General features: G+C 34.3%; 19 protein-coding genes. 9 read left to right on the top strand and 10 right to left on the bottom strand.

Annotated elements, in window-relative coordinates:
• Positions 1-23: 23 nt before the first annotated feature.
• Complete coding sequence (locus D1866_RS09745; protein WP_152939472.1) at positions 24-1,160, top strand: FAD-binding oxidoreductase; 1,137 nt, start codon at positions 24-26, stop codon at positions 1,158-1,160.
• Positions 1,157-2,374, top strand: coding sequence for an amidohydrolase family protein (locus D1866_RS09740; RefSeq protein WP_152939470.1), 1,218 nt, complete (start codon positions 1,157-1,159; stop codon positions 2,372-2,374). Before D1866_RS09745 ends, D1866_RS09740 begins: the two co-directional genes overlap by 4 nt.
• Here D1866_RS09740 and D1866_RS09735 read toward each other — a convergent pair.
• Positions 2,354-3,157 (bottom strand): carbon-nitrogen hydrolase family protein, encoded by an 804-nt coding sequence (locus tag D1866_RS09735; protein ID WP_152939468.1) that lies wholly within the window; start codon positions 3,155-3,157, stop codon positions 2,354-2,356. The genes D1866_RS09740 and D1866_RS09735 overlap by 21 nt on opposite strands.
• Positions 3,158-3,308: 151 nt before the next feature.
• Here D1866_RS09735 and D1866_RS09730 point away from each other — a divergent pair, with 151 nt between their 5' ends.
• Genes D1866_RS09730 through D1866_RS09720 form a run of 3 tightly spaced genes read left to right on the top strand, consistent with a single transcriptional unit; the run spans position 3,309 to position 7,777 of the window.
• Complete coding sequence (locus D1866_RS09730; RefSeq protein ID WP_152939466.1) at positions 3,309-5,258, top strand: xanthine dehydrogenase family protein molybdopterin-binding subunit; 1,950 nt, start codon at positions 3,309-3,311, stop codon at positions 5,256-5,258.
• Positions 5,255-6,571 (top strand): amidohydrolase family protein, encoded by a 1,317-nt coding sequence (locus tag D1866_RS09725; RefSeq protein WP_152939464.1) that lies wholly within the window; start codon positions 5,255-5,257, stop codon positions 6,569-6,571. Before D1866_RS09730 ends, D1866_RS09725 begins: the two co-directional genes overlap by 4 nt.
• Before the next feature lie 18 nt (positions 6,572-6,589).
• Complete coding sequence (locus D1866_RS09720; RefSeq protein ID WP_170254107.1) at positions 6,590-7,777, top strand: amidohydrolase family protein; 1,188 nt, start codon at positions 6,590-6,592, stop codon at positions 7,775-7,777.
• Here D1866_RS09720 and D1866_RS09715 read toward each other — a convergent pair.
• The 4 genes from D1866_RS09715 to D1866_RS09700 form a co-directional block, all read right to left on the bottom strand.
• Positions 7,767-8,900: an arginine deiminase family protein gene (locus tag D1866_RS09715; protein WP_152939460.1), complete on the bottom strand. Its 1,134-nt coding sequence runs from the start codon at positions 8,898-8,900 to the stop codon at positions 7,767-7,769. The genes D1866_RS09720 and D1866_RS09715 overlap by 11 nt on opposite strands.
• A gap of 131 nt (positions 8,901-9,031) precedes the next feature.
• Positions 9,032-10,582: an APC family permease gene (locus tag D1866_RS09710; protein WP_231136312.1), complete on the bottom strand. Its 1,551-nt coding sequence runs from the start codon at positions 10,580-10,582 to the stop codon at positions 9,032-9,034.
• 157 nt (positions 10,583-10,739) lie between these two features.
• On the bottom strand, positions 10,740-11,798 hold the full coding sequence (locus D1866_RS09705) for a saccharopine dehydrogenase family protein (protein WP_152939456.1): 1,059 nt from the start codon (positions 11,796-11,798) through the stop codon (positions 10,740-10,742).
• A gap of 5 nt (positions 11,799-11,803) precedes the next feature.
• Positions 11,804-13,399 (bottom strand): APC family permease, encoded by a 1,596-nt coding sequence (locus D1866_RS09700; protein ID WP_152939454.1) that lies wholly within the window; start codon positions 13,397-13,399, stop codon positions 11,804-11,806.
• A gap of 129 nt (positions 13,400-13,528) precedes the next feature.
• Here D1866_RS09700 and D1866_RS09695 point away from each other — a divergent pair, with 129 nt between their 5' ends.
• The 3 genes from D1866_RS09695 (at position 13,529) to speB (ending at position 17,324) form a co-directional block, all read left to right on the top strand.
• Entirely contained in the window at positions 13,529-14,779 is a 1,251-nt protein-coding gene (locus D1866_RS09695; RefSeq protein ID WP_152939452.1) for a glutamine synthetase family protein, read from the top strand.
• Between the two features lie 319 nt (positions 14,780-15,098).
• Positions 15,099-16,412: an aspartate aminotransferase family protein gene (locus D1866_RS09690; RefSeq protein ID WP_152939450.1), complete on the top strand. Its 1,314-nt coding sequence runs from the start codon at positions 15,099-15,101 to the stop codon at positions 16,410-16,412.
• Positions 16,413-16,424: 12 nt separating this feature from the next.
• Complete coding sequence (gene speB, locus D1866_RS09685) at positions 16,425-17,324, top strand: agmatinase (protein ID WP_152939448.1); 900 nt, start codon at positions 16,425-16,427, stop codon at positions 17,322-17,324.
• A gap of 74 nt (positions 17,325-17,398) precedes the next feature.
• On the opposite strand, the gene D1866_RS09680 is transcribed toward speB, so the two are convergent.
• Positions 17,399-18,709, bottom strand: coding sequence for an aspartate aminotransferase family protein (locus tag D1866_RS09680; RefSeq protein WP_152939446.1), 1,311 nt, complete (start codon positions 18,707-18,709; stop codon positions 17,399-17,401).
• A gap of 30 nt (positions 18,710-18,739) precedes the next feature.
• Positions 18,740-19,978 carry an MFS transporter gene (locus D1866_RS09675; RefSeq protein WP_152939444.1) on the bottom strand — a complete coding sequence of 413 codons (1,239 nt, stop codon included), beginning with the start codon at positions 19,976-19,978 and terminating at the stop codon, positions 18,740-18,742.
• 139 nt (positions 19,979-20,117) lie between these two features.
• Between D1866_RS09675 and D1866_RS09670 the strand changes: the two genes are divergently transcribed.
• Complete coding sequence (locus D1866_RS09670) at positions 20,118-21,659, top strand: amino acid permease (protein WP_152939442.1); 1,542 nt, start codon at positions 20,118-20,120, stop codon at positions 21,657-21,659.
• 24 nt (positions 21,660-21,683) lie between these two features.
• Here the strand turns inward: D1866_RS09670 and D1866_RS09665 are convergent, their stop codons facing one another.
• The 3 genes from D1866_RS09665 to D1866_RS09655 are packed head-to-tail and all read right to left on the bottom strand — an operon-like array spanning position 21,684 to position 23,450.
• Positions 21,684-22,277 carry an urease accessory protein UreD gene (locus tag D1866_RS09665; RefSeq protein WP_170254106.1) on the bottom strand — a complete coding sequence of 198 codons (594 nt, stop codon included), beginning with the start codon at positions 22,275-22,277 and terminating at the stop codon, positions 21,684-21,686.
• Positions 22,258-22,887 carry an urease accessory protein UreG gene (gene ureG / locus D1866_RS09660; protein WP_152939436.1) on the bottom strand — a complete coding sequence of 210 codons (630 nt, stop codon included), beginning with the start codon at positions 22,885-22,887 and terminating at the stop codon, positions 22,258-22,260. The genes D1866_RS09665 and ureG overlap by 20 nt, the downstream gene beginning before the upstream one ends.
• Positions 22,884-23,450, bottom strand: a complete 567-nt coding sequence (locus D1866_RS09655) for an urease accessory protein UreF (protein WP_152939434.1) — start codon at positions 23,448-23,450, stop codon at positions 22,884-22,886. Before D1866_RS09655 ends, ureG begins: the two co-directional genes overlap by 4 nt.
• Position 23,451 lies beyond the last annotated feature (1 nt).

Below are 23,451 nucleotides of genomic sequence, written 5' to 3'. Positions count from 1 at the left end.
AAGTTGCAATAATTAATTTATGTATGATAGAAGTAGAGAAAATTTTATCTCAATACTTTGAAGTGTATTCCGATAAAGAGACTTTAGAGAAATATTCAATAGATTACGGTTATCTATCTCCATTATTATCTTCAATAAGAAAGATACCTAAGGCTGTTATTAAAATAAAGGATGAGGAAGAAATAAGAGCTTTAATGGAACTTATTAATGAATACCATTTTCCAATAATTGTAAGAGGATCCGGAAGTAACACGCTGGGTGAAACTATACCTATAAAAGAAGGTACTATTATAGTTGATATAACTGGCTTTAAGGGATTTGAAAGAAGGAGCAATTACCTAATAACTAGGCCAGGGAGCGAATTTAATGAAATAGGCATAGAAGACTTACCTACTATTCCGACTAGCTTTTACATGGCTACGATAGGAGGTTACGTAGCTGGAGGTTCACTGGGTTTTGGTTCTTTAAGAAATGGGGCAGTTTGGGATAACGTTAAGGAAGTGGAAGTTTACACTCCTAAAGGTTTCTTCTCACTTAGTGGTGATGACGTGTATTCAGTAGTACAATCTGCTGGAACTACTGGGATTATAAGCAAGATAAAAATGAGAACTGTAAAAAGACAAGGAAAGGTTAAGGTAATAAGAAGGTCCTTTACTTCACTAGTTAACGCTATAGATTTTTCATTAAAAATTTTGGACGATGCAGAATTCATTAGCATAAGAAATAAGCAAATGGCTGAGTTGATTGAGCCTAATAGGAAATGGGATAAATGGAACGTTATAGCAGGAGTTTACGGCGAGGGAGAAGAAGCTTCATTAAAAGACTTAATAACTACCTTTGCAGGAACATATTTTACAGCTGTAAATAAAACAAAAGTTAATTACAATTCATTAGATATTCCCCTAGAAAAATTAAATTATATTGAAGGAATGAAAGCTATGATATCATGTGAGTTATCTAAATCTAGAAATAAGTTGTTCTCCCACACTTACTTTCTAGGCTATGATAAGTTACCGGAGATTGAAGGCTATAGTTTTAATCTTCACTCTTACAAAGTTAATGATAGAGTTGAGGCGGATAGACTAAAGAAGATGATCGATTTTAAGAGAAAAGTTGATGAAGATGATCTGCTTAACCCTGGAAAGTTGGTGTTTCAATGATATTAAAAAATTTGAGAACTCTGGAAGGTAAGAAAATTGACATGGAGATAAATGGAGATAGAATTGTAAAAATCGCAGAAAATATTGAAGGTGAAGGAATAGACCTAGGAGGAAGAATAGTATCTCCAGGGCTTGTAGACTCTCATGCCCACATCGATAGTAATTTTCTCTTAGACTTATGCAAAGAGGCTTCTACTCCTAAATTTGAGGAGGCATTAAAAGTATTAATGGAATGTAAAGAAAATTTAACTGAGAATGAAATTTACTCACTAATGAAAAAATCCATAATATATTATATAAAAGCTGGTTCACTTTACGTTAGAACTCACGTAATGATTGATGGTAAAAAATGGAGAGAAAGACTTAACAGTATAATGAAAGTTAAAGAAGAATTCAAGAATAAAATATTTATTCAGATTATAGGCTTTATTCAAAGTTATGATTATTTTAATGATGAAATTGAAGAGCGAATTTGGAAGGCCATAGATTTCGGAGTCGACGGTATAGGCGGACAACCACATTTACAGCCATCGGTAGAAGACGGAATAAGAATGATAAAAAAGATATTTGACATTGCTACACAAAAAGGAATATTAATGGATTTTCACGCAGATTATTCTGATGATCCTAGCTCGAGATTTAGCGAGATAATAGTCTCTGAGGCATTGAGAAGGAGGTATTTTAATAAAGTTTCCCTTAGTCACCTCCTCGCGATGCATTCGTATCACTCAGATTATGCCTTAAGGTTAATGAAGTGGTTAAAAGAAGCAGGAATTAGCGTAATTGTTTCTCCAATAACTGAACTTGAAGGTTCTGGTGCGTTTGAAGACTATCCAAAAAGGAGAGGAATTCCTAGAGTGAGGGAAATGATTTACAACGGAGTTAACGTAGCCTTGGGTCATGACGATATTCAAAACCAGTTAAATCCCATCGGAGATGGAGATTTATTAAAGGCATCCTTTGCTCTAATGATAGGAGACTACATGTACTTTTCACAATACTTTGAAGACCTTTTTAAGCTCATGACTTACAATGGGGCTAAGGCACTAAACATAAACGAGTACGGATTAAAAGAAGGTATGAAGGCCAACCTAGTAGTATTTGAAGGAAATAATTTGAAAGATATTTTAGTTGAAATAAAACCAAGAAGAATGGTTATTAGTAACGGTAAGATAGTTTATGAGAATTACTCTTCAGAGTCCATAGCTATTTAATCTCTTTTTTAAGAACGGCCTCTTTATCCTAGCCTTTACTACTTCTTCTTCGTTAACATCTGCGTAAATTATCTCTTCTTTATTTCCTGCTTTACTTATTATCTCGCCCATTGGAGAAACGATCATGGACTCCCCAAAGTATTCCTCACTTTGCTCAGGGTATTCCTTGCCTATTCTATTTATTCCTACAACGTAAGAAGTATTGAATACTGCATGTGCTTTTAACTCTAATTCCCAGATTTCCTTAAATGCAGCAACGGAAGGAACAAATACAATCCATGCTCCTTTAACTACCTCTGCCCTTACTGTCTCTGGGAAGTGTCTATCATGACATATTATTACTCCTACATTTACTCCACTTAAATTAAATACTGGAAAACCTAAGTCTCCTACCTTAAAGAAATAATATTCGTTAAATTTATCCTCCTGCGGTAAGTGCGTTTTTCTGTATTTGCCTATAATTTCTCCTTGATCGTTTATTATGAATGCAGTATTATAGAAGTTAAGATTCCTTGAGTCTCTTTCAAATATAGGAACGATTATGTTTACTTTTCTCTCTTTTGCGACTTCCCTAAATCTTTGTATAGTATAGCCCTTCTCATCTTCTGCAAATTCAAAATATTTAGGATTTTGTTCAAATGGAAAATATACGGTGTTTGATAGTTCATCTAAGGAAATTATTTTTGCGCCGTTATCAGCAGCCTTATTTACCATTTCTACTTGTCTTTCTACATTATCTTTCTTATCCCAGGTCATATATGTTTGAATAACAGCTATACGCATAAGAAAAAAGAACTTGCGTTTAAAATAAAGATTTCTATTTACTTAATTATGTAAAAATAGAGTAACTAAATTATATAGATCCTTACTTATTTATGCAAATACATTACAAGTAAAGTATATATATGATTATTTAAAATAAAATGATTCTAAGATGGGTTGGACAATAAATTATGTAGATGATATAACTATAGATGGAAATTATGAATATGTAGCATTCATAAGATCTCAATTGAAACACGCAAAGTTCTCAATAGCCGGTAAAGCCTTTACTTACGAAGATCTCAAAGAGTTTAAAATACCTACGGTTTACGATAAGAGCTCATTAAGAATTCCTGACGTGCCATTATTACCTAAATACAAAGCTGTTTATAAATTCCAGCCTCTCGGAATTGTAATAGGTAATGATAGATATGACGCTTTTGATAAAATTGAGGAAGTAGAAGTAAACTACGAGCCATACGAGGGGCCAGTATACGAGGAAGTTCCAGATAATATAATTTTTAAGGACGGCAACGGTAAAGGTGAAGTAAGTTCTGAAAACGAGTTTAACCTTAGGGTCGATTTTAATAGGAATGCACCCTATAGCATGGAAACAAGAATTGTTGCTGTAAAAAATCAAGGAGATCAATTAATTATTCATTTATCCACACAAATTCCCACAGTAGTAAAGATGCTAGTATCTGAAATGCTTGAAATTCCTCAAAATAGAATATCAATAATAGTACCTAATGTAGGAGGAGGATTTGGATTAAAACAAGACGTTAATTATGAGGAGCTTTCTGTAATAGCGTTAGCTTATAAGCTCAATAAGAATTTAAAGTGGGTTGAAACAAGAACAGAAAATGTTATGACTTCTCAAGCTAGAGATCAAACTCACGAATTAAGAGTAGGCTATAGAAATTCTGGCAAACTAGATTATGTTGTAGATAAAATTACTTATGATGCAGGAGCTTATTTATTACCGTTTACTGGAATTTCCCCTCTTTTTGTAACCCTTGGAACAATGAAAAGCCTTTACGATTTCGAATTATATTATGATGCTATAGTTAAGGTTAGTAACAAACCTCCGCAAGGAGCTTATAGAGGGTTCGGAAGGCCAGAGGCAATATTAGTAATGGAAAGGATAATGGATGAAATATCTAAGAGGACTAAAATTTCTCCGATAGAAGTTAGGAAGATAAACGTGAAGAGAAAATTAGAAGGCGACGTTGGTGACGTAAATGCTGTAATAGATAAACTAAGTAAAAAATACGAGGAATTAAGGAGAATTTATGGTAAAGGAATTGGTATAAGCCTTTACGTGCAATATGCAGCTCCAAATTCCGAAATTATGGTAAAGCATGAAAAGTCTTTAATTCCAGGTTACGAATGCGTTAGAGCAAGACTTGATCTGGATGGCTGGATAATTATAGAAACTACTCTGACCAATCAAGGCCAGAGGATGGACAATTCCATAAGGAAAATAGTGTCTAAAGAGTTGGGTTATGATAAGATTAAAGTAGAATTAGGTAAAACTAACATTAACGGTTATGGAGTTTGGGCAAGCAGGTCTATGCTAACTGCCGGAAATGCTGCAATATTAGCAGTTAGAAAATTAAAGGAAATTGCGAAGAAGATAGACGATAACCTCGATTGGGAAAAGATTGCGAGGATAATGAGACAAGAGCCGTGGAAATTAAAGGAATTGAGCGTGGAAGAATGTTATGAGACACCAGAATTTGTTGGTACAGTTAGTGGTCAAATTGTAGTTGTTAATAAGGATGAGTTAGGTAACGTTAAGCCTTTATATAATTACATAATTGCGGACGTAGGCATTACTGGCGATGATGAAGTAGTTAAGGGTCAACTTATGGGCGGAGCATTACAAGCGATAAGCGGATCTTTCTTAGAAAACACTGAAGATGAGATTGAATACTCTATAGCTACCATAGCAGAAGCTCCTAAATTTGAGATAGAGCTATTGCATACGCCTTCCAATACTCCATCTGGAGTAAGAGGAGTAGGAGAAAACAGTATTTCTGGAGGTTATGCAGCTTTCATAAATGCAATAAATGATTTAGGTTTAGAGTGTAATAAAGTTCCATGTAGGTTATCGAAATGATATTTAAGAACGCAAGAATTATTACATCTAAAGGAATATTGGAAGCAGACTTTAAGGTAGAGGATGGTAAATTTAAGGAAATTAAGAAGGAAATTACGCCTATAGGAGAAGAGAAAGTAATTGATTTATCTGGTTATTACGTTCTGCCGAGCGTTATTGATGGGCATACTCATTTCAATTCCAGATTTTTGGGCGCAAGGGAAATTATACCCACCGCCGACGATTATAAGACTGGAAGCGAAGTTGCATTAGCTGGCGGTATAACCTCATTTATCAACTTCATAGATCCAGGCAAAGGAGAAGATGTATTAAAGAAGGTAAAAGAAGAAATAGAGAAAGCATCTAATCAGTCTATGGTAGATTATTCTTTTCACCTCATTGTAAGGGATGGGGAGCATATCAAGTACTTAGACGAAATATTTAAACTAGGAATAAAGAGCGTTAAAGTTTTCATGGCTTATAAAGGGAGTATGCAGTTAGATGATGAGAATATAATGAGAACTATGAGGAAAGTTAAGGAATTAGGAGGTGTAGTAGCAGTACATGCAGAGAACGGAGACGTTATAGATGAATTACAGAAAGAATATGGTAATAAAGAGGAGGCAATTTATCATGCGTTGACTAGGCCTCCTGAAGTGGAAGAAGAAGCAGTAAATAGAGTCTCAATGATGGCTTATCTAACTAAAGCTAAAACTTATATAGTTCACGTTTCTTCTCCTAATTCGTTAAAGATAATTGAGGCATGGAAGAAAAAAGGTGCAGAAGTTTATGCGGAGACATGCCCTCACTATCTCGTTTTCGATGAAAGTTATTATAATAGACCAGACGGTAAGAGGTTCATAATGTCCCCTCCTTTAAGGAGTAAGGAAATGAGAAAAGAGTTAGTAGATAATTTGAAAAATATTTTTACATTGGGCAGTGATTATTCCGGTTATATGTCTGTTTATAAGGATAAGGCATTAAGTTACATAGAAGTACCTAACGGTGTCGCTTCAACAGAATTCCTGGTGCCTACTATAATGAGCTTAATGTTTGATGGCTATATTTCGCCAGAACATGTAGCTGAGATAACCTCTGAAGATCAAATAAAACTTTACGGAATTAAAGGCAAAGGCTTCAGTATTGGTTCTGATGCGGATTTTACTGTAATAAAGAGAGAAGATTGGGTAGTTAAAGATTGGCACGGTAAAATGGATCATTCAATTTATGAAGGTGTAAAATTTAAGGCTAAAGTTGTAAAGACGTTCATCAAGGGGGAATTAGCTTTTGATGAAGATGTAAAAGGATCTAAAGGCGAGATGCTGAAGAGATGATCAATTAGGATGAGAGGAATGACAATAATAAAAAATGTAAATATGCTAGGTGTAAAGTTAAGTAATATAACTTTAAATGATGGAGCTAATACAGTAATTGATGCCGAAGGTAGAATTGCCTTTCCATCATTTTTTGATATGCATGTTCATTTAGAGAATGCATTAAGTTTGAAAGAAACAGGAGAAAATGATTCTGGAACTCTAAATGAAGCAGTTGAAAGGTGGGCAAAAATTAGAGATTCACTTAGCGTGGAAGAGTTAAAGAATAGAATTAAAAAGGCAATAATTCTGGAGATATTCAACGGAGTAACTCACGTTAGAAACCACGCTGACACTTGTTCAAAGAATATCAATTCAGTGAAAGCTTCCCTAGAGGTTAAAGAAGAAATGAAGGATTTCGTTGACATCCAAGTTGTAGCATTTCCAGAACAAGGAATCTTTAATTGTAATGAGGATGAGTTTAAGAGAGCAGCAGAAATTTCTGACATAATAGGAGGAAAGCCTGACGGCGAAGATAATGAAGACCTTGGCAAGAAGCATTTGGAATTAATTTCGTCTTTGTCCCTTAAGCTGAATAAAAGTATAGATTCTCATATAGATCAAGGAGACGAGCCAACTAGATTTTCAGAGTATCTGCTCGGTTTAAGGAATGGTCATATAGCACTATCTCATTTAACTTCAATTCATTCTGACAATGACGAATATGTTTCTAGGCTGATAAGGTTAATAAAAAAGAGGAATGCGTCAGTAATTAGCTCTCCATTAACTACAGTATTTCTTAACGGAAGGTTCGATAAATATCCAAAGAGAAGGGGATTAACTAGGATTAAACAACTTTTAAGCGAAGGAGTTAATGTAGCCTTAGGGCATGACGACTTTCAGAATCCATTCTTTCCTTTCGGATTCGGTGATATAATTCAAGCTTTATGGCTAGCAGTTTTAATGGAGCAGGCTAACTTAAAAGATGCAGAAGCTTGGATTGACTTAATTACAAGAAATGCTGAGATTGAGTGGACTTTGTCAACGTCTTTTAAGCCTTCAGAAGATATAGTTATCTTGGACGCAAAAAGTTTGAGGGAACAGTTATCTACTCTTTCTACAAGGTTTATGGTTATTAGGAAAGGTAAAATAATAGCATATTCGAATAGGAGTGGGGAAGTTTTCTTAAATGATTCCAAGATAAATCCTTATGACCTTATTGCTTAATTAATGGCATAGTCATACACCTTGGTCCACTTCTTTCTCCTCCTTCCTTTATTATTTCGTTTCCTTTGAATGTTATTACTTTTATTCCAACCTCTTCAAGTAATTTATTTGTTATCCTATTATGTTCATATGCTATTATTTTATTTGTATCGATAACTATAATATTACTAGCTAAAAGCCAATGCTCCCTCTCTTCATCATAATATTCCGCATTGCCTATATTTACTACTCTGAGATCTTTACTCAAATAGTCTTTTAATACCTCCCTTAAAGGCCTTTGATCTCTGATAATATCAGAACCTTTGTATAGATATACCTTAACGTTATCAAGATAATTCTTATAATATATTATTACATCCTTTGCAGGAACCCCCATTACCGTATCTAAGTGTCCTATTCCTTTATTAGGATGTAATTCTGGAGTTTCTAATCTAACTAAAATCGCTTCATCTATTTCACCCATTTCCTTTAATCTAGGCAACACATAGCTTAAACCTAGTGCACTGCTTCTAGTTCCAAATCCCATTAGCAATTTACCATCTATTGGAAAGAAATCTCCTCCTTCAAAATAACCTTTCCTAGCCTCCAGAACGTTTTCAGGCTTAAGAATTTTTACTAACAAGTCCGGCTCTCTTCTTCTAGACTCCCATCTCATTTTCCCTTTAATGTAAGTTTTGCCTATTACCATTCCAGGATCTCTTGTAAACATTATATTTTCTAAAGGTTTTATACAAAATTCTTCATCTTCTGGAATTAGAATACTTCCAAGTTTTTTCGCTTCAACTGCAGTTAATCCAGAAATTAAAATATCGGCTAATTCTTCCTTATTTAAGTTTTCTAATGCTGACTCATTAAGCTGGCATTCGCTTGACTCAAGAATAAGGGATATCAATTCATTTTTGCTCATCTTTAGAATCTCTTCTCTTACGTTGACCACATCTATTCCTTCATTTTTCATTTTTTGTACGAATTCATCGTGTTCTTTTTTTAACTCTACTGGATCCGGAATTTCGGCATATTGAAGCTCATAAAGGGTTTTAGGAGTTAACCTATACTTCTCCTTACCTGGTGATGCAACTACAACCTTTTTTAACGGACTATATTCTGCTTTTACGTTAAGCATAAAAAGAAGAAGAGCCTATTGCTAAAAAATCTTTTTGTCTTTACAATTAAAAAATATAAAATTTTATCGTAGTAGCAGAAGAAACTATGTAGAGAATATTAAACACAAGTGTCCACAAAACTTTATTCTTGTTATTCTGGAGGAATCTCCTTGAATGTATAATTTATATCAATTCCCTCTTTTTTAAGTCTGTATGCTCTCATCATGAAATATATTATTATACCGGCAATGAACGGTGACGCTATTATTGCCCAAGTTTCAGCATTCATATTAATGCCTAAATATATTGTAGAATTTCCAAACCAATAGTATGCATATATTGACATTACTATTAAGTCTACAATAGAAACTGCTAACATAAAGTATTTATTTCCATTAAATTGGAAACCTCTTTTTAAGGATATAGAGACTATAGAAGCTAATATTACTATTATAAAACCGAAAAGTAGAGCCATAGCATCTGCAGTGTCCATGCCGTAAAAGAACGCACTACTTAAAGGTGTTACAGTAATTATAACTAATGAAGAGATTGTTATGATCTCATCTATTAAGTGAGCAACTACTGGAGAATGATATTTCTCAGATACGTAAGATACTATAGTTGGTAGAGCCTTATCAAAAGCTACAGCCATAAAGTACCTCGATACGAATAAGGCAACAGCAAACATTATAGCAAGATACCAGAAATACGATCCTATAACTAAAAATAAATCTAAAGGTAGATTAGGATTACTAACTACTACATCAAATACCGGATTAAGTAAATTACTATAGCCTAACACTCCAGAGCCTATATAGAAAGATGAAGGTAAGGAGCTTACGCTACTGGCTATGAAGAACGTTATTAGAATTCCAGCTGCTACTAGTGCCATTAAAACCCCCATTCTGAAAGCTTTGCTACCACCTTTTACTTCTCCCGCTACGGAAGTAGCACCGTTAACGAATGGTAAGAAGCTTGCAGTAAATACCATCAAACCTATTGTGGCCAATGCTGGATTAGAAAATAAAGGATTTGCTTTAGATGCAGAAGATATTATACTAGAATAATCATACCCTGCTCTTGTAATAGCGTATGGACTAACAAAGTGCATAAGAACGCCGGTCGTTATAAAAGTAATTAAGGCTATTATTGTTATAGCTCCCATTATTTGGTTAGTAAATCTAGGTAAGAAGATATTTATTGCTATTACTATAGAGAACGTTATAGCTCCTATTAATAGAATTATCATTGGATTAGTTAGAAAAGACGCGATTCCCATGTATGGCTGTCCGAAGTTAACAGCTAAAGCCGAAAATCCGGTTTGTAATTGTCCTACTCCATCATAAACTATTGCTGCATCGAATATCATTTGAGATATACCAAATACAAGACCGACACCTACTCCTATGGCTGGATGCAATACTCTGCTAGCGAATACGTAATCTGCGGCGGTTCTTTGATACGTTTCACTTATTTTTGTCCATAAATACGCATGAGGTAGTAGTACTATCCAGCTAAGTAGTGCCCCTATTACAATTAAACCATTAGGCGATATGAAAAGTCCAGATAAGTAAGATATTGGAAGAACATAGAATGCAATAAATCCCATGCTTATGAACATAGCTGTGAGCCAATTTATTTCTCTTACTAGTCCAGAAGATTCCCTCGCAAAGAGGGATTTTTGGACTTTTTTAGACGCCATAACTCTTTTTATGCTAAACATATTAAGAATCTTTCTAGAGAAAAGCATAAACTCTTATCAAAAGTATAAACTATAAAACTAAAATATATTTAAATCAGAAATTTAGTTGATAATTACAGATTAGCAAGTTTAAAACATGAAAAGGAAAAGATATCACTTAATATATATCTCGTTCTTGATATATTAATTTTATATCCTTTCTCTTTAATTCTGGTAAAAACTCACTAGGATTAACAACTTTCTCTGGAGGTAATACTCCCTCACCTTTAACCTTCATATTTACTGCAATTACTGGAGCAATTCCAGTCATATATTGAGTTCCATCAAACTCACCTTTAGGAGTAGATACGAATTCCATGGAAACTTCTCTATTATCGTATTCAAATATTACTTTACCTGCCTCTACTTCATTAGGCTTTCCATCTTTATATCCTAGAAGTCCCTTGACCTTCAATATTTCCCTTAAATATTTTCTACTTCTTATTCCTAAAACCTCTATGTCATCTCCAAATATTTTTGATAAAAACGCTACGTTCTCAAACCCTGTACCTCCTTCCATCCAATCTACGAACTTTACTCCCTCAAAGGATGAAGGGAAAGTAGCTAATTCGCTATGTATTGTTAAGTAAACTCTTATCTTACCTATGCTAAACTCTACGTCTTCAAATCTTGAAAGCGGTTTATAATATCTGTATTCTCCTTTTTCAAATACTGGAACGTCTAACGTCATTTCATCTAATTGCGTATCTATACTCCAGTCAATGTTATCGCTATAGTTTATCCATCCATCCCTAAGCTTTATTGCAATAGGCGTTCCGAATTTTTCGTAGAAGTATCTTGCAATAACATTAGTTATTCCGGGCTCTGCACCCATGCCTATTAATGCTAATAATCCTTCCTTTTCGAAATCCTTATTTAAGTCCAGCTGTTTTCTGGTCATCCAAAATAGACCACCTAAGTCGATATAATTAACTCCAGCTTTTAATGATGCTTTCATTGCATTCAAATTGAAATAATATTGTGCTGCATTAATGACATAATCGGAATTCTTTATTTTACTTGCAATATCATCTATATTATTTAAATCCCCGTAAACGTAATTAACGTCAAGTGGCGATTTTACTATATCAATTACTGTAACGTCATGATCTTTCATTAACTCTTTGGTAATTACTCTTCCTATTAATCCAGAACCGCCGAGTATTGTTATTCTCATCTTCTTCACTCTGGAGGAATTTCTCTAAATATTAAACCTAGGTCTATGCCTTTATCTTTATTAAGCCTAGTAGCTACATAATAAATTACCAGGCCAGTAGCATAAATTGCCGTCAATGAAGCTATTGTTGGTATATTTATTGGCAGGAGTACAGGATTTCCCCAAGTTATATATAGCGCGTAAATTAAGAAGGCAAATGTAGGTAGCCCTAGCCAAGTTACTATAGGGATTCCTAATATCCTTCTCTTTATTGGAACAGAATTTTCATATACTTCTCTCTTTAGATAAGGCATTAATCCTACAGATAGAGCAAATATTGCATAACTTATTTCGAAAATCACCGTTACGTCTACTATTGAAATTCCAGGGACTAAGGCATATAATAATACTCCTGCAAAACCTATGGCTGAAACTAATGCTGTAGCCTTTAAAGGTACGTGAAATTTATCATTAACATCAGCTAACCAAGAAGGCATTATTCTATCGAAAGACCAAGCAAACAAATATCTAGTTAATGCTACTATTAGGGGAGGATTACTGTAAAAGTTAGGCAACCAAAAGGCTATAAACATTATAATATATAGTGGAATACTTTTATTCACAAGGAGTGCAAAGAACGGAGTAAACGTGCTTATTGAAGATAATGAAGTATAAACTGTATCATTAAGGCCATTACAAGCTATGTAACCCCAGGATGTTAGGAAATCCTCCCCAAACGCATTAATATTAAGTTGCGTGAAGAGTATATAATACGCTCCTATTATTATTAATGCAATTATTATTGAATAGAATACATTAATTCTTACGTTCTTCATTTCTCCAGACCACGATGCCGGTAAATTGTACCATGTATAATAATACCAAATAACTGGAATTCCCAAGACTGCAGCAGTTATTGGATTTGCTACAAACGATAATCCGCAAGATTTTGCAAAAGATATTACGCTTTGATATGCATTTGGAATTCCAGTAAAACTTGATAATGCAGACGAAAATTCTCCAGGATTAATTGTAGATAATACATAAAATAACACAGCAGTAGAGATAAAGCTAATAATACCACTTATTAGTGTAAATTTCCATACATTTTTACCTGACATTGCCAATATTGCGGAAATTACTATTATTACAATTCCTACAGTTACGCTACCTAAAGTCCCAGAAAAGAAACAACCAATATTAACCAATTGCTGATTACCAATGAACATACCAAGTCCAGAGAATAGATAAGCAAACCATCTGGCTCCTAATTCGCTGTAGAGACCTAAGGAAAGAGCAAAGGCAACGAATAATCCAAAATAATTAACAAATCCTACTGCTGGATGAATTGCCCTACTATTAAAAACATAATCTCCTCCGGATCTAGGCATCGAAATTCCCGCAATGTAAAATAATGAAGCCATAGCTAAAGTAGGTACTAAAGTTATCAAATACGCAAGAGTCCAATCTATTCCTGGAGCTAGCCACAGCCAAGAGATAATTAGTATTGGGACTCCTCCAGTAACTAAGGCGAAGGTTGCTAACATAGAAGACCAAGGACTTACTTCCCTAACTAAACCTGATGATTCTCTAATGAATAGAGTTTTCTTCCTATTCTCCATTAAGACACCAAGGTGTGAAATATATTAAATATATTAAAAACATATTTATCGATAAAGGTAAAAAGTTTTTATAAGTTATGTATCTAGCATAAAGAAATCTTTATTTATTATTTATATATAAGGACATTTATGAATGAAGTTTTTAAAAATTTAAAATTTATTAGAGTTGACTACGTGGATTACGGTGGTATAATAAGGAGTAAAGCTATAGAACCTAGTGATTTAGAAGATGTAATAAAGCTAGGATTAAGTGTACCAGCAGCTATGATGAATTTTACAACTTTAAACACGCTCTCTGTAACTAAGATGGAAGGCTATGAAGATGTAATGCTTTTCCCAGACCAAGGTTCATTAACTATTTACGATGATCAAGCGATTATGATAGGAGACTTTTATACAAAGGAAGGAAAACCTTGGGAATACGACCCTAGACAAGAGCTGAAGAAAGTATTAAACAAGACGGATTATCAATTCAAAACATCGTTTGAAATAGAATTTTACTTGTTAAAAGATGGTAAAACCATTGGTGACTCTTCGTGCTATGAGCTTAAAGGGTATTATGATGTGATGAAGTTACTTGCTGAGGTAAAGGATGTATTAAAATCTAATGGAATAGACGTAATAAAATCCATAAAAGAATGCGGTCCTTCTCAATATGAATTTAATTTACTACCTAAGAATCCTTTACGTACAGCAGACGAATTCATAATTTTCAAGGAAGTATCAAAATTGGTTTCAAGAAAGTACGGTTTTGAGGCTAATTTTATGCCAAAACCTTTTCCAGAAGTTGCTGGTTCTGGCTTGCACTTAAATTTTAGCATATGGAAAGAGGGTAAAAATATAACTCTAGAAGAGGAAGGAATGAATTTTCTAGCAGGAGTCCTCCATCATGCAAAAGCACTTACTCTGATTTCAGCACCTACCATAAATTCTTATAAAAGGTTAAACGCTTTTAAAAGGAAAATAAGGGTCCCGGGTACTTGGGTTCCTACTAAAATAATATATGGATATAATAACAGATCATCTATAATTAGAATACCTCAAGCTAGGTCTAAAGATGAGGAAAGGTTTGAGTTTAGATTGCCAGATCCTTCAGTTAATCCTTATCTTCTCCTTTTAGCTTTCATAATAGCAGGATTAGACGGGATATCTAGGCAAATGCACCCTCCTAATCCGGTTAATGAGGATGTATTCTTTGACGATAAATTTGATAGCGTTCCTTTAACATTTGAGGAAGCTTTACGCGAATTTGAATCGTCAAGACTGAGGGAACTTTTAGGCAAGGTCGGAGACCAATTTCTAAGTGTAAAGAAGCAGGAATTGGAAGATTCCTTACAGGACGTAACAGACTGGGAATGGAAGGTTTATAGGGATATATGAGATTTATTCACTTTGTTATTAATAATAAGTAAACGAAATGGCATTTTTATCATATTTTATTGTTTACTTTCTATTAGCTTTCCTCATAAAATGTAAAGTATTAAGAATTACTGTATAATCTTTCTCATAAGTTTAAATATATTTTAAGGAAATACTTATATACTTTTTTATGTAGAGGATTAATAGGTGATAAAATTGAGAACGGAAATAATGCCTAAAATCGTATCTATAAATTTAAGTATTTTGTACTATTTCGTATTCTTATTTATGCTTAAACCTAAACAATAGTTATAACTAATTTCTCCTTTAGGTGAAATTTATGCTCAGTCTTTACACTTCTAGGACACCTAAATCTAGGATTCTCTTTGAAGAGAATAAAAACTATATGCCGTACGGAGTTAGCAGTAATTATAGGTATTTTGATCCTTATCCAATATACTTAACCAAAGGCAAAGGAAGTCGAGTATGGGACGTTGACGGAAACGAGTACATAGACTTTAACTTAGGTTTTGGAGTGCTAGAAGTTGGACATGCCAATGAGAGAATAATAGAAGAAGTAGATAACGCCATAAAGGAAGGCTCTATCCTAGGATTTGAATATTGTAAAACAGGAAAACTTGCCAAAATAATATCACAAAGGTATAAATTGGATATGGTTAGGTTTTCGTCAACAGGTACTGAAGCTACAATGCATGCAATAAGGTTCGCCAGAGCGTATACCAAACGAAAGAAAATAATAAAATTTGAAGGGCATTATCACGGTAGCCATGACCAACTTTTAGTTAACGTTAATCCGTTGAAACCTGGAAGTAAAGTGCCTTCATCATTAGGAATTCCAGAAGAGGCAATTGCAAACACAATAGTTACTGATTGGAATGATATAGAAAGTTTTGAAAAAGTAGCAAATGAAGACGTAGCCGCAGTCATTATGGAACCAGTAGCAATGAACATGGGTTTAATTCCTACAGACGAGGAATTCCTGAAGGCTGTATTTGAACTTTCAAAAGAGAAAGGATTCTTAGTAATATTTGATGAGACTAAGACAGGTGGGAAGTTCTATTCTGGAGCGTTAGGATACTTTAACGTTAAACCGGACTTAGTAATACTAGGTAAAGCAATAGCTGGCGGATTACCTTTGTCTGTAATAGGCGGAAAGAGGGAAATTATGGAATTAATAGGACCAGGAAAAGTTGCTCATGGCGGTACCTTTAATGCAAATCCTCTTTCAGTAAGAGCATCAATAGTAACATTAACTGAGATACTTACAGAGTCTTCATTCTATTATATGCACAGATTAAGTGAAATGCTAGAGAGAGGATACAGAGAAATAGCAGAAGATCTTGGGGTAGAGCTTAGCGTTTATAGATGGGGTCCTAGTGGTTCAATATACTTTAGCCCTAAAGTACCCAGAAATTATAAAGAATTCATAAGTATTGACTTTAGTCCATGGTTTACTTACTTTTATACTACATTAGCAAAGGGAGTAATACCAATGGGAGGGTTTAACGAAGAATGGACAGTGTCAATTAAGCATACTGAAGAAGATATAAGAAAGCATTTAGAGGCTGCAGAAGAGGGAATAAGAAAAGCTAAGGAAATAAAAACTAACATGCCTATAGATGAGTCGTTCTAGTAGTGATAATAAATGAGACAGATAGACGCCCTTAAATCTCCAAGATTTACTCAAGTTTCAACCTTTGCCAGATTGCCACTGTGCGAGGATTTAAGTGAGGTTAAAGCAGTATTTCTTGGCATACCATTCGACGACGCCACAACCTATAGACCTGGTGCCAGGTTCGGCCCTATGGGGATTAGGCAGGGTTCTAGATTATTAAGGCCATATAATCAGTTCTTGGACGTATATCCTTTTGATACATTAAATATGTGCGATGCAGGTGATATAAATGTAATTCCTGGATATATTGATGATACATTTAAAATAATAGAAGAAGAGCTGAATAAAATTCACAACATAGTTCCTTTCATTGCAGGAGGAGACCATTCTATAACTCTTCCAATATTAAGGGCTATGCATAAAAAATATGGTAAAGTAAACCTAGTTCACTTAGATTCACATTATGACTTTTGGGATTCCTATTGGGGCAAGAAATATACTCACGGTACTTGGCTTAGGAGAGCACTAGAGGAAGGCTTACTTAACGAGGTTGTTCAAATGGGTATTAGGGGGTCGCTTTATTCAAGGGATGATGTAGAAGATTCAAAGAGATTAAGGATTAAGAGCTTTACGATAAGGGATCTAAAATACAAACTTGAAGAGGTTAAAAAAGAACTTCCCTCTGGAAAAACGTACGTTTCGATAGATATAGATGTAGTTGATCCAGCGTTTGCACCAGGTACGGGAACTCCAGAAGTTGGAGGATTGACAAGTTTTGAGATTTTAGAAATTGTAAGAAGTTTTAATTTTAATATAGTTGGATTTGACGTTGTAGAAGTCTCTCCTCCTTATGATACAAGTGAAATAACTACAATGCTTGCTGCAAATATCCTATACGAGGGAGCTAGTGTTTTAGCCAAAAAGATGTAGTTAATTCTGATGGTAGGCACTCTACCATATTTCAATCAAGAACAAGGTAATTATTCTTTTCTTTTTCTTCATATCTATTCTTTTAACGCTTTCTCGAATATTTCTAACCCTCTGCTTAGCAGTTCTCTAGGTATGGTAAGAGGAGCCATAAACCTCAGGACGTTATTATATATTCCTGCCTTATACATTATTACTCCCTCCTTAAGCATGTTCCTAATCATTTTTGTTACAAATTCGCTCATAGGATTCTTTTTCTCGTCTGAAAACTCTATTCCTATCATGAACCCTAGTCCTCTAACATCAAAGGATCCTCTATAGTTGTCTTCCATTATCTCGCTGAATTTCCTTTTTGCGTACTCTCCTAAAGATACTACTCTATTCAGTATGTCGTATTTCTTAATGTAATCTATAGTAGCTTTACCTACGGCCAAGCCTAATGGATTACCTCTGTACGTGCCTAAATGGAAGGCTTGAGGTAACTTATCTAAATCTTTCCTATAAGCTACTAAAGATATCGGTATACCCTCACCTATACCTTTAGCTACTGTTACAATGTCCGGTACTATTCCCTCCAACTCATAGGCCCACATCTTCCCAGTTCTACCAACGCCGCTCTGAATTTCATCAACTATTAATAAAGAATTATATTTATCGGCAATTTCTCTCAAACCTTTTAGAAAACCTTTTGGAGGTACGATATAACCTCCCTCACCTTGTACTGGCTCAACTAGAATTCCTGCTATCTCATGAGTTTTTACTTCATATTCTACTAAAGATAGTACTTCATTTAAGCAATCCTTAAATGGGCATCTATATTCATAAGGATATGGAACGCTTATAACGTTATTATCGTAATAAGGTTGAAACTTTTTTGCGGAAGGTAAAGTAGTAAATCCTAAAGTACCTGCAGTTATGCCATGATATGCATTGTCAAAGGATAGGATAAACCTTTTTCCCGTATTCCACCTAGCTATTTTGACAGAAGCTTCCACTGCATCTGCACCAGTTGTTGTAAAAAGGATTTTAGAGTCAAAATTGAATGTTTCTCTTATTTCTTTTAGAAAATCGACTCTGATTTCTGAGGGAATTTCCATATAATGCCAGAACTTTTCTATCTGATCTTTCAAGGCATTAACTATTTCTGGATTTCTATGTCCTAAATTAATAACAGCAACGCCTGCAAACCAGTCAATGTAAACATTATCATCGACGTCAATAATTGTGGAACCTCTAGCTTCTTTTATAGCTATATTAAAATATTTAGGATAGTTTAATGCGGAAGTTTCCATTTCTTCCTGGATTTTTAGTATTTCTCTAGATTTAGGTCCTGGAGGAGTAACTTTTATCTTGGGGGCGTCTAAAATACTACCATCTAAATTTTCCATGTGAGGAGTTAAATGGATAAATTAAAAAACTTATGTTATCTTAACCTCCTTCGTTTCTTTGATTTTATATAATGATGCTATAGAGATTAATATTATTATTACTGCAAAAATAGGATACAATGCATAGCTTACACTACCTAAAAAATCTGAAACATAGCTAGCTGGTCCACCTATGAACGAATTCCCAAACTGATAAGCTGAAGAAGACCCACTATACCTAACGTTTGTAGGAAAGATCTCCGAGATTAACGCTGCCAGAGGAGAATATCCTAGTCCGTGAGCTATACCGTATGTTGCAATTAAGGCTACTATTACTAAGTCGTTCGGAATATAGAATGAAGGGTATAATAAAATTAAACCTAGAACATTGGATATTAATAATAGAATTTTTCTTCCCAACTTATCAGATAATATTCCTCCTACAAACACAAATATTGAGTCCATTAAGCCCATTAATAATGTTGCTAAGAAACCTAGTTGTAGCGGCAATATTTTCAAACTCTCCATTACAGCTGGCACTAATATAGCTCCGACGTAAAATATAGTCCCTAATGAGCCGGCAAGTAAAGTGCCCAATAATACCTCCTTCCAGTTCCTCTTAAAAAGTTCCTTGGACGGAGTTTCTAGAATTTTATTCTCTTCTTTTGCCTTTTCAAAAGCCTTAGTTTCCTCAACTCTTAGCCTTATTAAGAGGCCTATTATAGTTAATATAAAAGATAATAGGAAAGGAATTCTCCATCCAACGCTTAACATGAAAGACGATGAAGTAAATGATGATAAGATTAAGAACACTAAACTGCCTAGAATTAACGCTATACCTACAGTCGATTGGACGAACGACACCCAGAAGCCCCTCTTATTTTCTGTATTTTCTACCATTAATAATACCGCACCGCCCCATTCACCGCCTAATCCAAAACCCAATATTAGTCTCAGTATTACAAGGAGAAAAACAGTGAGCAAACCTACTTGTGCATATGTAGGCAAAACTCCTACTAAACCGCTAGCTATTCCAGAAGAGGTCAAGGTTATTATTAGCATTTCTTTTCTTCCTATTTTATCTCCGAAATGTCCGAAAACTATCGCACCTAAAGGTCTAGTTAAGAATCCAAGGGCAAAAACTAGGAAAGTGTTAAGCAAAGCCACTGTAGGATTGGTTGGAGGAAATAACTCTACTGAAATATAGTAAGCTCCAGTACCGAAGATGAATACGTCATACCACTCAATTATGGTTCCGATCATTGAAGCAAAGACTGTTGCGGATTTCATATACTAAGCTAATAACAGCTATAAATAAGCTTATAGTCTCATAGTACAGAGCATTTTTCAGACTTAATAAAAATTTTTATTTTATATTGTCAATTATACTATACGCAATGTTTATATACATAAACTTTTGATTCATCTTATGGCAAAATCTACAAAATCTCCCTTCGTCAGAGAATCTTCTGGCTTAGTTAGAGAATTTGGAATATTAGACTCATTATGGTTTAATGTTGCATTACTGGGCTTATTATTCTCAACATATTATATTTCTTCGACCTCACCGCTAGTTGGAGGTAATCCCTTAATAGGAGTTATCTTACCTTTAATAGGATTTTTCTTGGTAGGATATACGTTCTCCTATATAGGTACAAAAGTTCCTAGAACTGCTGCAGACTACATTTACGTCAGCAGGTATTTTCATCCAGCTTTAGGATTTGTAGGAAATGCTGGATATTATGCTGCTACGGTATTCATGTTCATGGGAATTACCGGAATAACTTTACAGACCTTCGGATTAATACCTTTGCTTGATATTATTGGATTTTACTCAGGAAATATGAGTCTTATAGATATTGCAGACACAATTTCATCAAATACTTATTTAATAATGGGGATAGGAGCCATAGAGATTATAATAATGGGGATTTTACCGATATTCGGAAACAAGGTCTATAGAGCGCTTCAAAGTATAATAATACCCTTAGTGTTTATAGTTGCTATATTAATGATAATAATTGAGATTACTGTGCCAAGTAATGTTGCTTTAAGTAGATTAAATTCCTTTCTCGCAGAATATAATACATCAGTAAGCGAAATAAATTCTGCAAACATTACAGTTCCTTCCTATAATTCCTTCATAAATTCATTATCATTGAATCCAGTTTACGTTGTTGCGTTCTCTTATATAATAAATACAGTTTATATAGCTGGAGAAGTAAAGAATGTTAAAAGGAGCTTATCAATAAGTATAATGGCCACTTTAGTAATTAGTGCAGTTTTAATGACTTTAGCTACAGTCTTAGAATACTCCCAATGGGGATATTCTTTTATATCTAAGTTTTTATCGCTGTCAGTAGCAGGACAAATCTCTGCCCCAACTCCTTATCTAGATTTACTTGAAGGAATAGCCAGCGGTAACGTTTACCTAGGAGCTTTATTCACAATAGTAAGCATACTTCAGCTCTTGATGTATTTAGCAGCAGCGTCATTTGTAGGTAGTAGGCTTTTATTATCTTATGCGATAGATAGGATTTTACCAGATTTTGTAGCAGATGTCAATGAAAAATTACACGTTCCAATGAAAGCTATAGGAATATCAACTGCAACAGGACTTGCAGGCTTGATAGTGTTTTCTTTGCCAGTTACTTCTGCCTTTGCCTTTGTATTATCTAGTGTAGCAACCGCTTTGCTTTTATTATTCCCAATGACCGTAGTGTCTCTAGCAGTAGTGAGGAAAGGAGATAAGATTGCTAAAATAATTGCTGGTATAGCAATTCCGTACTTAATCTTCACGCTTTATCAATATTTAACAGTACCAGCGTTGGGAGCTAATACTACACTAGGTTATACTTTATTAGCTGGCACTATAGCATTCCTTTTTGCATTGTTCTACATTTCAAAATATGTAAGAAGAAAACAAGGTGTTGATCTGGATATGATATTTAGAGAAATTCCACCAGAATAATTGGAGGAATTCTGTAAGATAATGTTACCACCAATAATAATCTAAGTATTTTTTAACCTCAAGGTATACGTCCTTTGAGTTCGATATTTTCCTTTCAACGTTAAATTCTCTCCCATGTACAGTGTATATATTTAATAATGAATTATTCCCCATTACGTAAGGGTTTAGATAATCGTCGTTATTTACTCTAAAGACGTCATATACTAATAACTCTCCCTTGCTATATATTTCAGTAATAGCCTTTATTTTCCCTTTATTAAATACTTCTCCGTGACCTTCTCTACCTAAAGTAAATACTTCAACAATTAATGCCTCATTATCAACTTTGAATTTACTATGAATTTCTGCATTAGCCCCATTATAAAATAGAGTTGGATGAGGAATATAAGAAAAATTTCCCTCAACTTCAACATTTATTTTAACACTGCTATTTGAAAGTATTTTAGTATATCCTTGGTCTGTTATTATTTCATTATTCCTAGCTATTATTTTTATGAATATTTCATCATCATGGGCCAAAACTTCTGAAGGGTTTGCTAAAATTATTGTTTTTCCCACCCTGTAAGCATTTAAAGGTCCTTTTCTGTATATTCCTCCATTAACTTCCAAGTAACCCAACAACTTTCAAATCCTCCATTAATATCTCCATTAATTCTTGCAAGCCTTCTCCTGTCTTAAGGCTTACGAAAACAGTTGGCTTCCCTTTCCTAACAATTTCCGCATCTTTCCTCATTTTATTCAGATTAGCATTTACATATGGAGCTAAATCAATTTTATTAACAACTAGCAGGTCGCTTTCTGAAATTCCTAGCCCTCCTTTCCCTGGATATTTATCTCCTGCGGAAGTATCAAGAACGTAAATAGTGTAGTCTGCTAAAAGAGGGCTGAAAGTACTCATAACATTATCTCCGCCGCTTTCTATTAGAACTACGTCTAAGTCTCCTGATTTTTTAATTAAATTATCTATAGCCCTCAAGTTAAGTGAAGGGTCTTCCCTTATTGCTGTATGAGGACAACCTCCAGTTACTATTCCAACTAAATTTTCTTTAGGTATTATTTTCTCCTTAACAACTAAATCCTCGTATACTCTCATTGCATCAGCATTTGAAACAACGTCATTAGTTATTATTCCAACTTTGAGACCTCTTTTAGTGAATTCTTTAGCTAAAAATTCTATTAAGCTAGTTTTACCAGAGCCTACTGGTCCTAAAATACCTATCTTAATCATGACATGAACACCTTTGGTTCTCTATTTTCATGAAGCTTAGACAGAACATCTTGTAAGGGGTTAAAAGGTGCAAATTCATTCTCCTCTTCATAAGATAATTCTAACATTAACTTCTGCCCTTGAATGAAGTCTATTGCTCCTAATCTAATTGCAGAAAAAACCATTTGAGAAAGTTCGCTGTAAGCAATACCTTCTAAGCAGTCCTTTTCATCAATTTTTAAACACTTACATAATCTAGCCATTACTACTGGATATGTTCCAGGAGATTCGCCTTTTTTAACTTTTTCAAAGAATTTTTCTTCACATAAATTTAAGTAGACTATTGACCTACCCATGTTTACCGACATTTCTCTTAATTCCTTAGTAACCTTTGAGGCGTAAAGGATTTTATCAGCTTGCTCAGGATTAGTGAAAGCTAATTTTGCCATTACTAAGTCTCCTCTAATAATGACATTCTTGTACACGGCTTTAATGAATTCTATTACATTAATTCCTCTGGCATAAGCTTCTTCAACTGCAGAAGAGTAATTAAAAGACCCTATAGGGAATGCACTATCAAACAAC

This window comes from Acidianus ambivalens, assembly GCF_009729015.1.
In the GTDB taxonomy this organism is placed as follows: Archaea; Thermoproteota; Thermoprotei_A; order Sulfolobales; family Sulfolobaceae; genus Acidianus; species Acidianus ambivalens.
This window is presented reverse-complemented; position numbering and strand designations above follow the sequence as displayed.

Bases quoted from the DNA above. Each gene is read 5' to 3' on its own strand.
- D1866_RS09710 (WP_231136312.1), bottom strand. From the start codon at position 10,582: ATGGCGTCTAAAAAAGTCCAAAAATCCCTCTTTGCGAGGGAATCTTCT.
- D1866_RS09715 (WP_152939460.1), bottom strand. From the start codon at position 8,900: ATGCTTAACGTAAAAGCAGAATATAGTCCGTTAAAAAAGGTTGTAGTT.
- D1866_RS09730 (WP_152939466.1), top strand. From the start codon at position 3,309: ATGGGTTGGACAATAAATTATGTAGATGATATAACTATAGATGGAAAT.
- D1866_RS09725 (WP_152939464.1), top strand. From the start codon at position 5,255: ATGATATTTAAGAACGCAAGAATTATTACATCTAAAGGAATATTGGAA.
- D1866_RS09735 (WP_152939468.1), bottom strand. From the start codon at position 3,157: ATGCGTATAGCTGTTATTCAAACATATATGACCTGGGATAAGAAAGAT.
- D1866_RS09690 (WP_152939450.1), top strand. From the start codon at position 15,099: ATGCTCAGTCTTTACACTTCTAGGACACCTAAATCTAGGATTCTCTTT.
- D1866_RS09745 (WP_152939472.1), top strand. From the start codon at position 24: ATGATAGAAGTAGAGAAAATTTTATCTCAATACTTTGAAGTGTATTCC.
- ureG (WP_152939436.1), bottom strand. From the start codon at position 22,887: ATGATTAAGATAGGTATTTTAGGACCAGTAGGCTCTGGTAAAACTAGC.
- speB (WP_152939448.1), top strand. From the start codon at position 16,425: ATGAGACAGATAGACGCCCTTAAATCTCCAAGATTTACTCAAGTTTCA.
- D1866_RS09670 (WP_152939442.1), top strand. From the start codon at position 20,118: ATGGCAAAATCTACAAAATCTCCCTTCGTCAGAGAATCTTCTGGCTTA.
- D1866_RS09740 (WP_152939470.1), top strand. From the start codon at position 1,157: ATGATATTAAAAAATTTGAGAACTCTGGAAGGTAAGAAAATTGACATG.
- D1866_RS09675 (WP_152939444.1), bottom strand. From the start codon at position 19,978: ATGAAATCCGCAACAGTCTTTGCTTCAATGATCGGAACCATAATTGAG.
- D1866_RS09680 (WP_152939446.1), bottom strand. From the start codon at position 18,709: ATGGAAAATTTAGATGGTAGTATTTTAGACGCCCCCAAGATAAAAGTT.
- D1866_RS09720 (WP_170254107.1), top strand. From the start codon at position 6,590: ATGACAATAATAAAAAATGTAAATATGCTAGGTGTAAAGTTAAGTAAT.
- D1866_RS09705 (WP_152939456.1), bottom strand. From the start codon at position 11,798: ATGAGAATAACAATACTCGGCGGTTCTGGATTAATAGGAAGAGTAATT.
- D1866_RS09695 (WP_152939452.1), top strand. From the start codon at position 13,529: ATGAATGAAGTTTTTAAAAATTTAAAATTTATTAGAGTTGACTACGTG.
- D1866_RS09700 (WP_152939454.1), bottom strand. From the start codon at position 13,399: ATGGAGAATAGGAAGAAAACTCTATTCATTAGAGAATCATCAGGTTTA.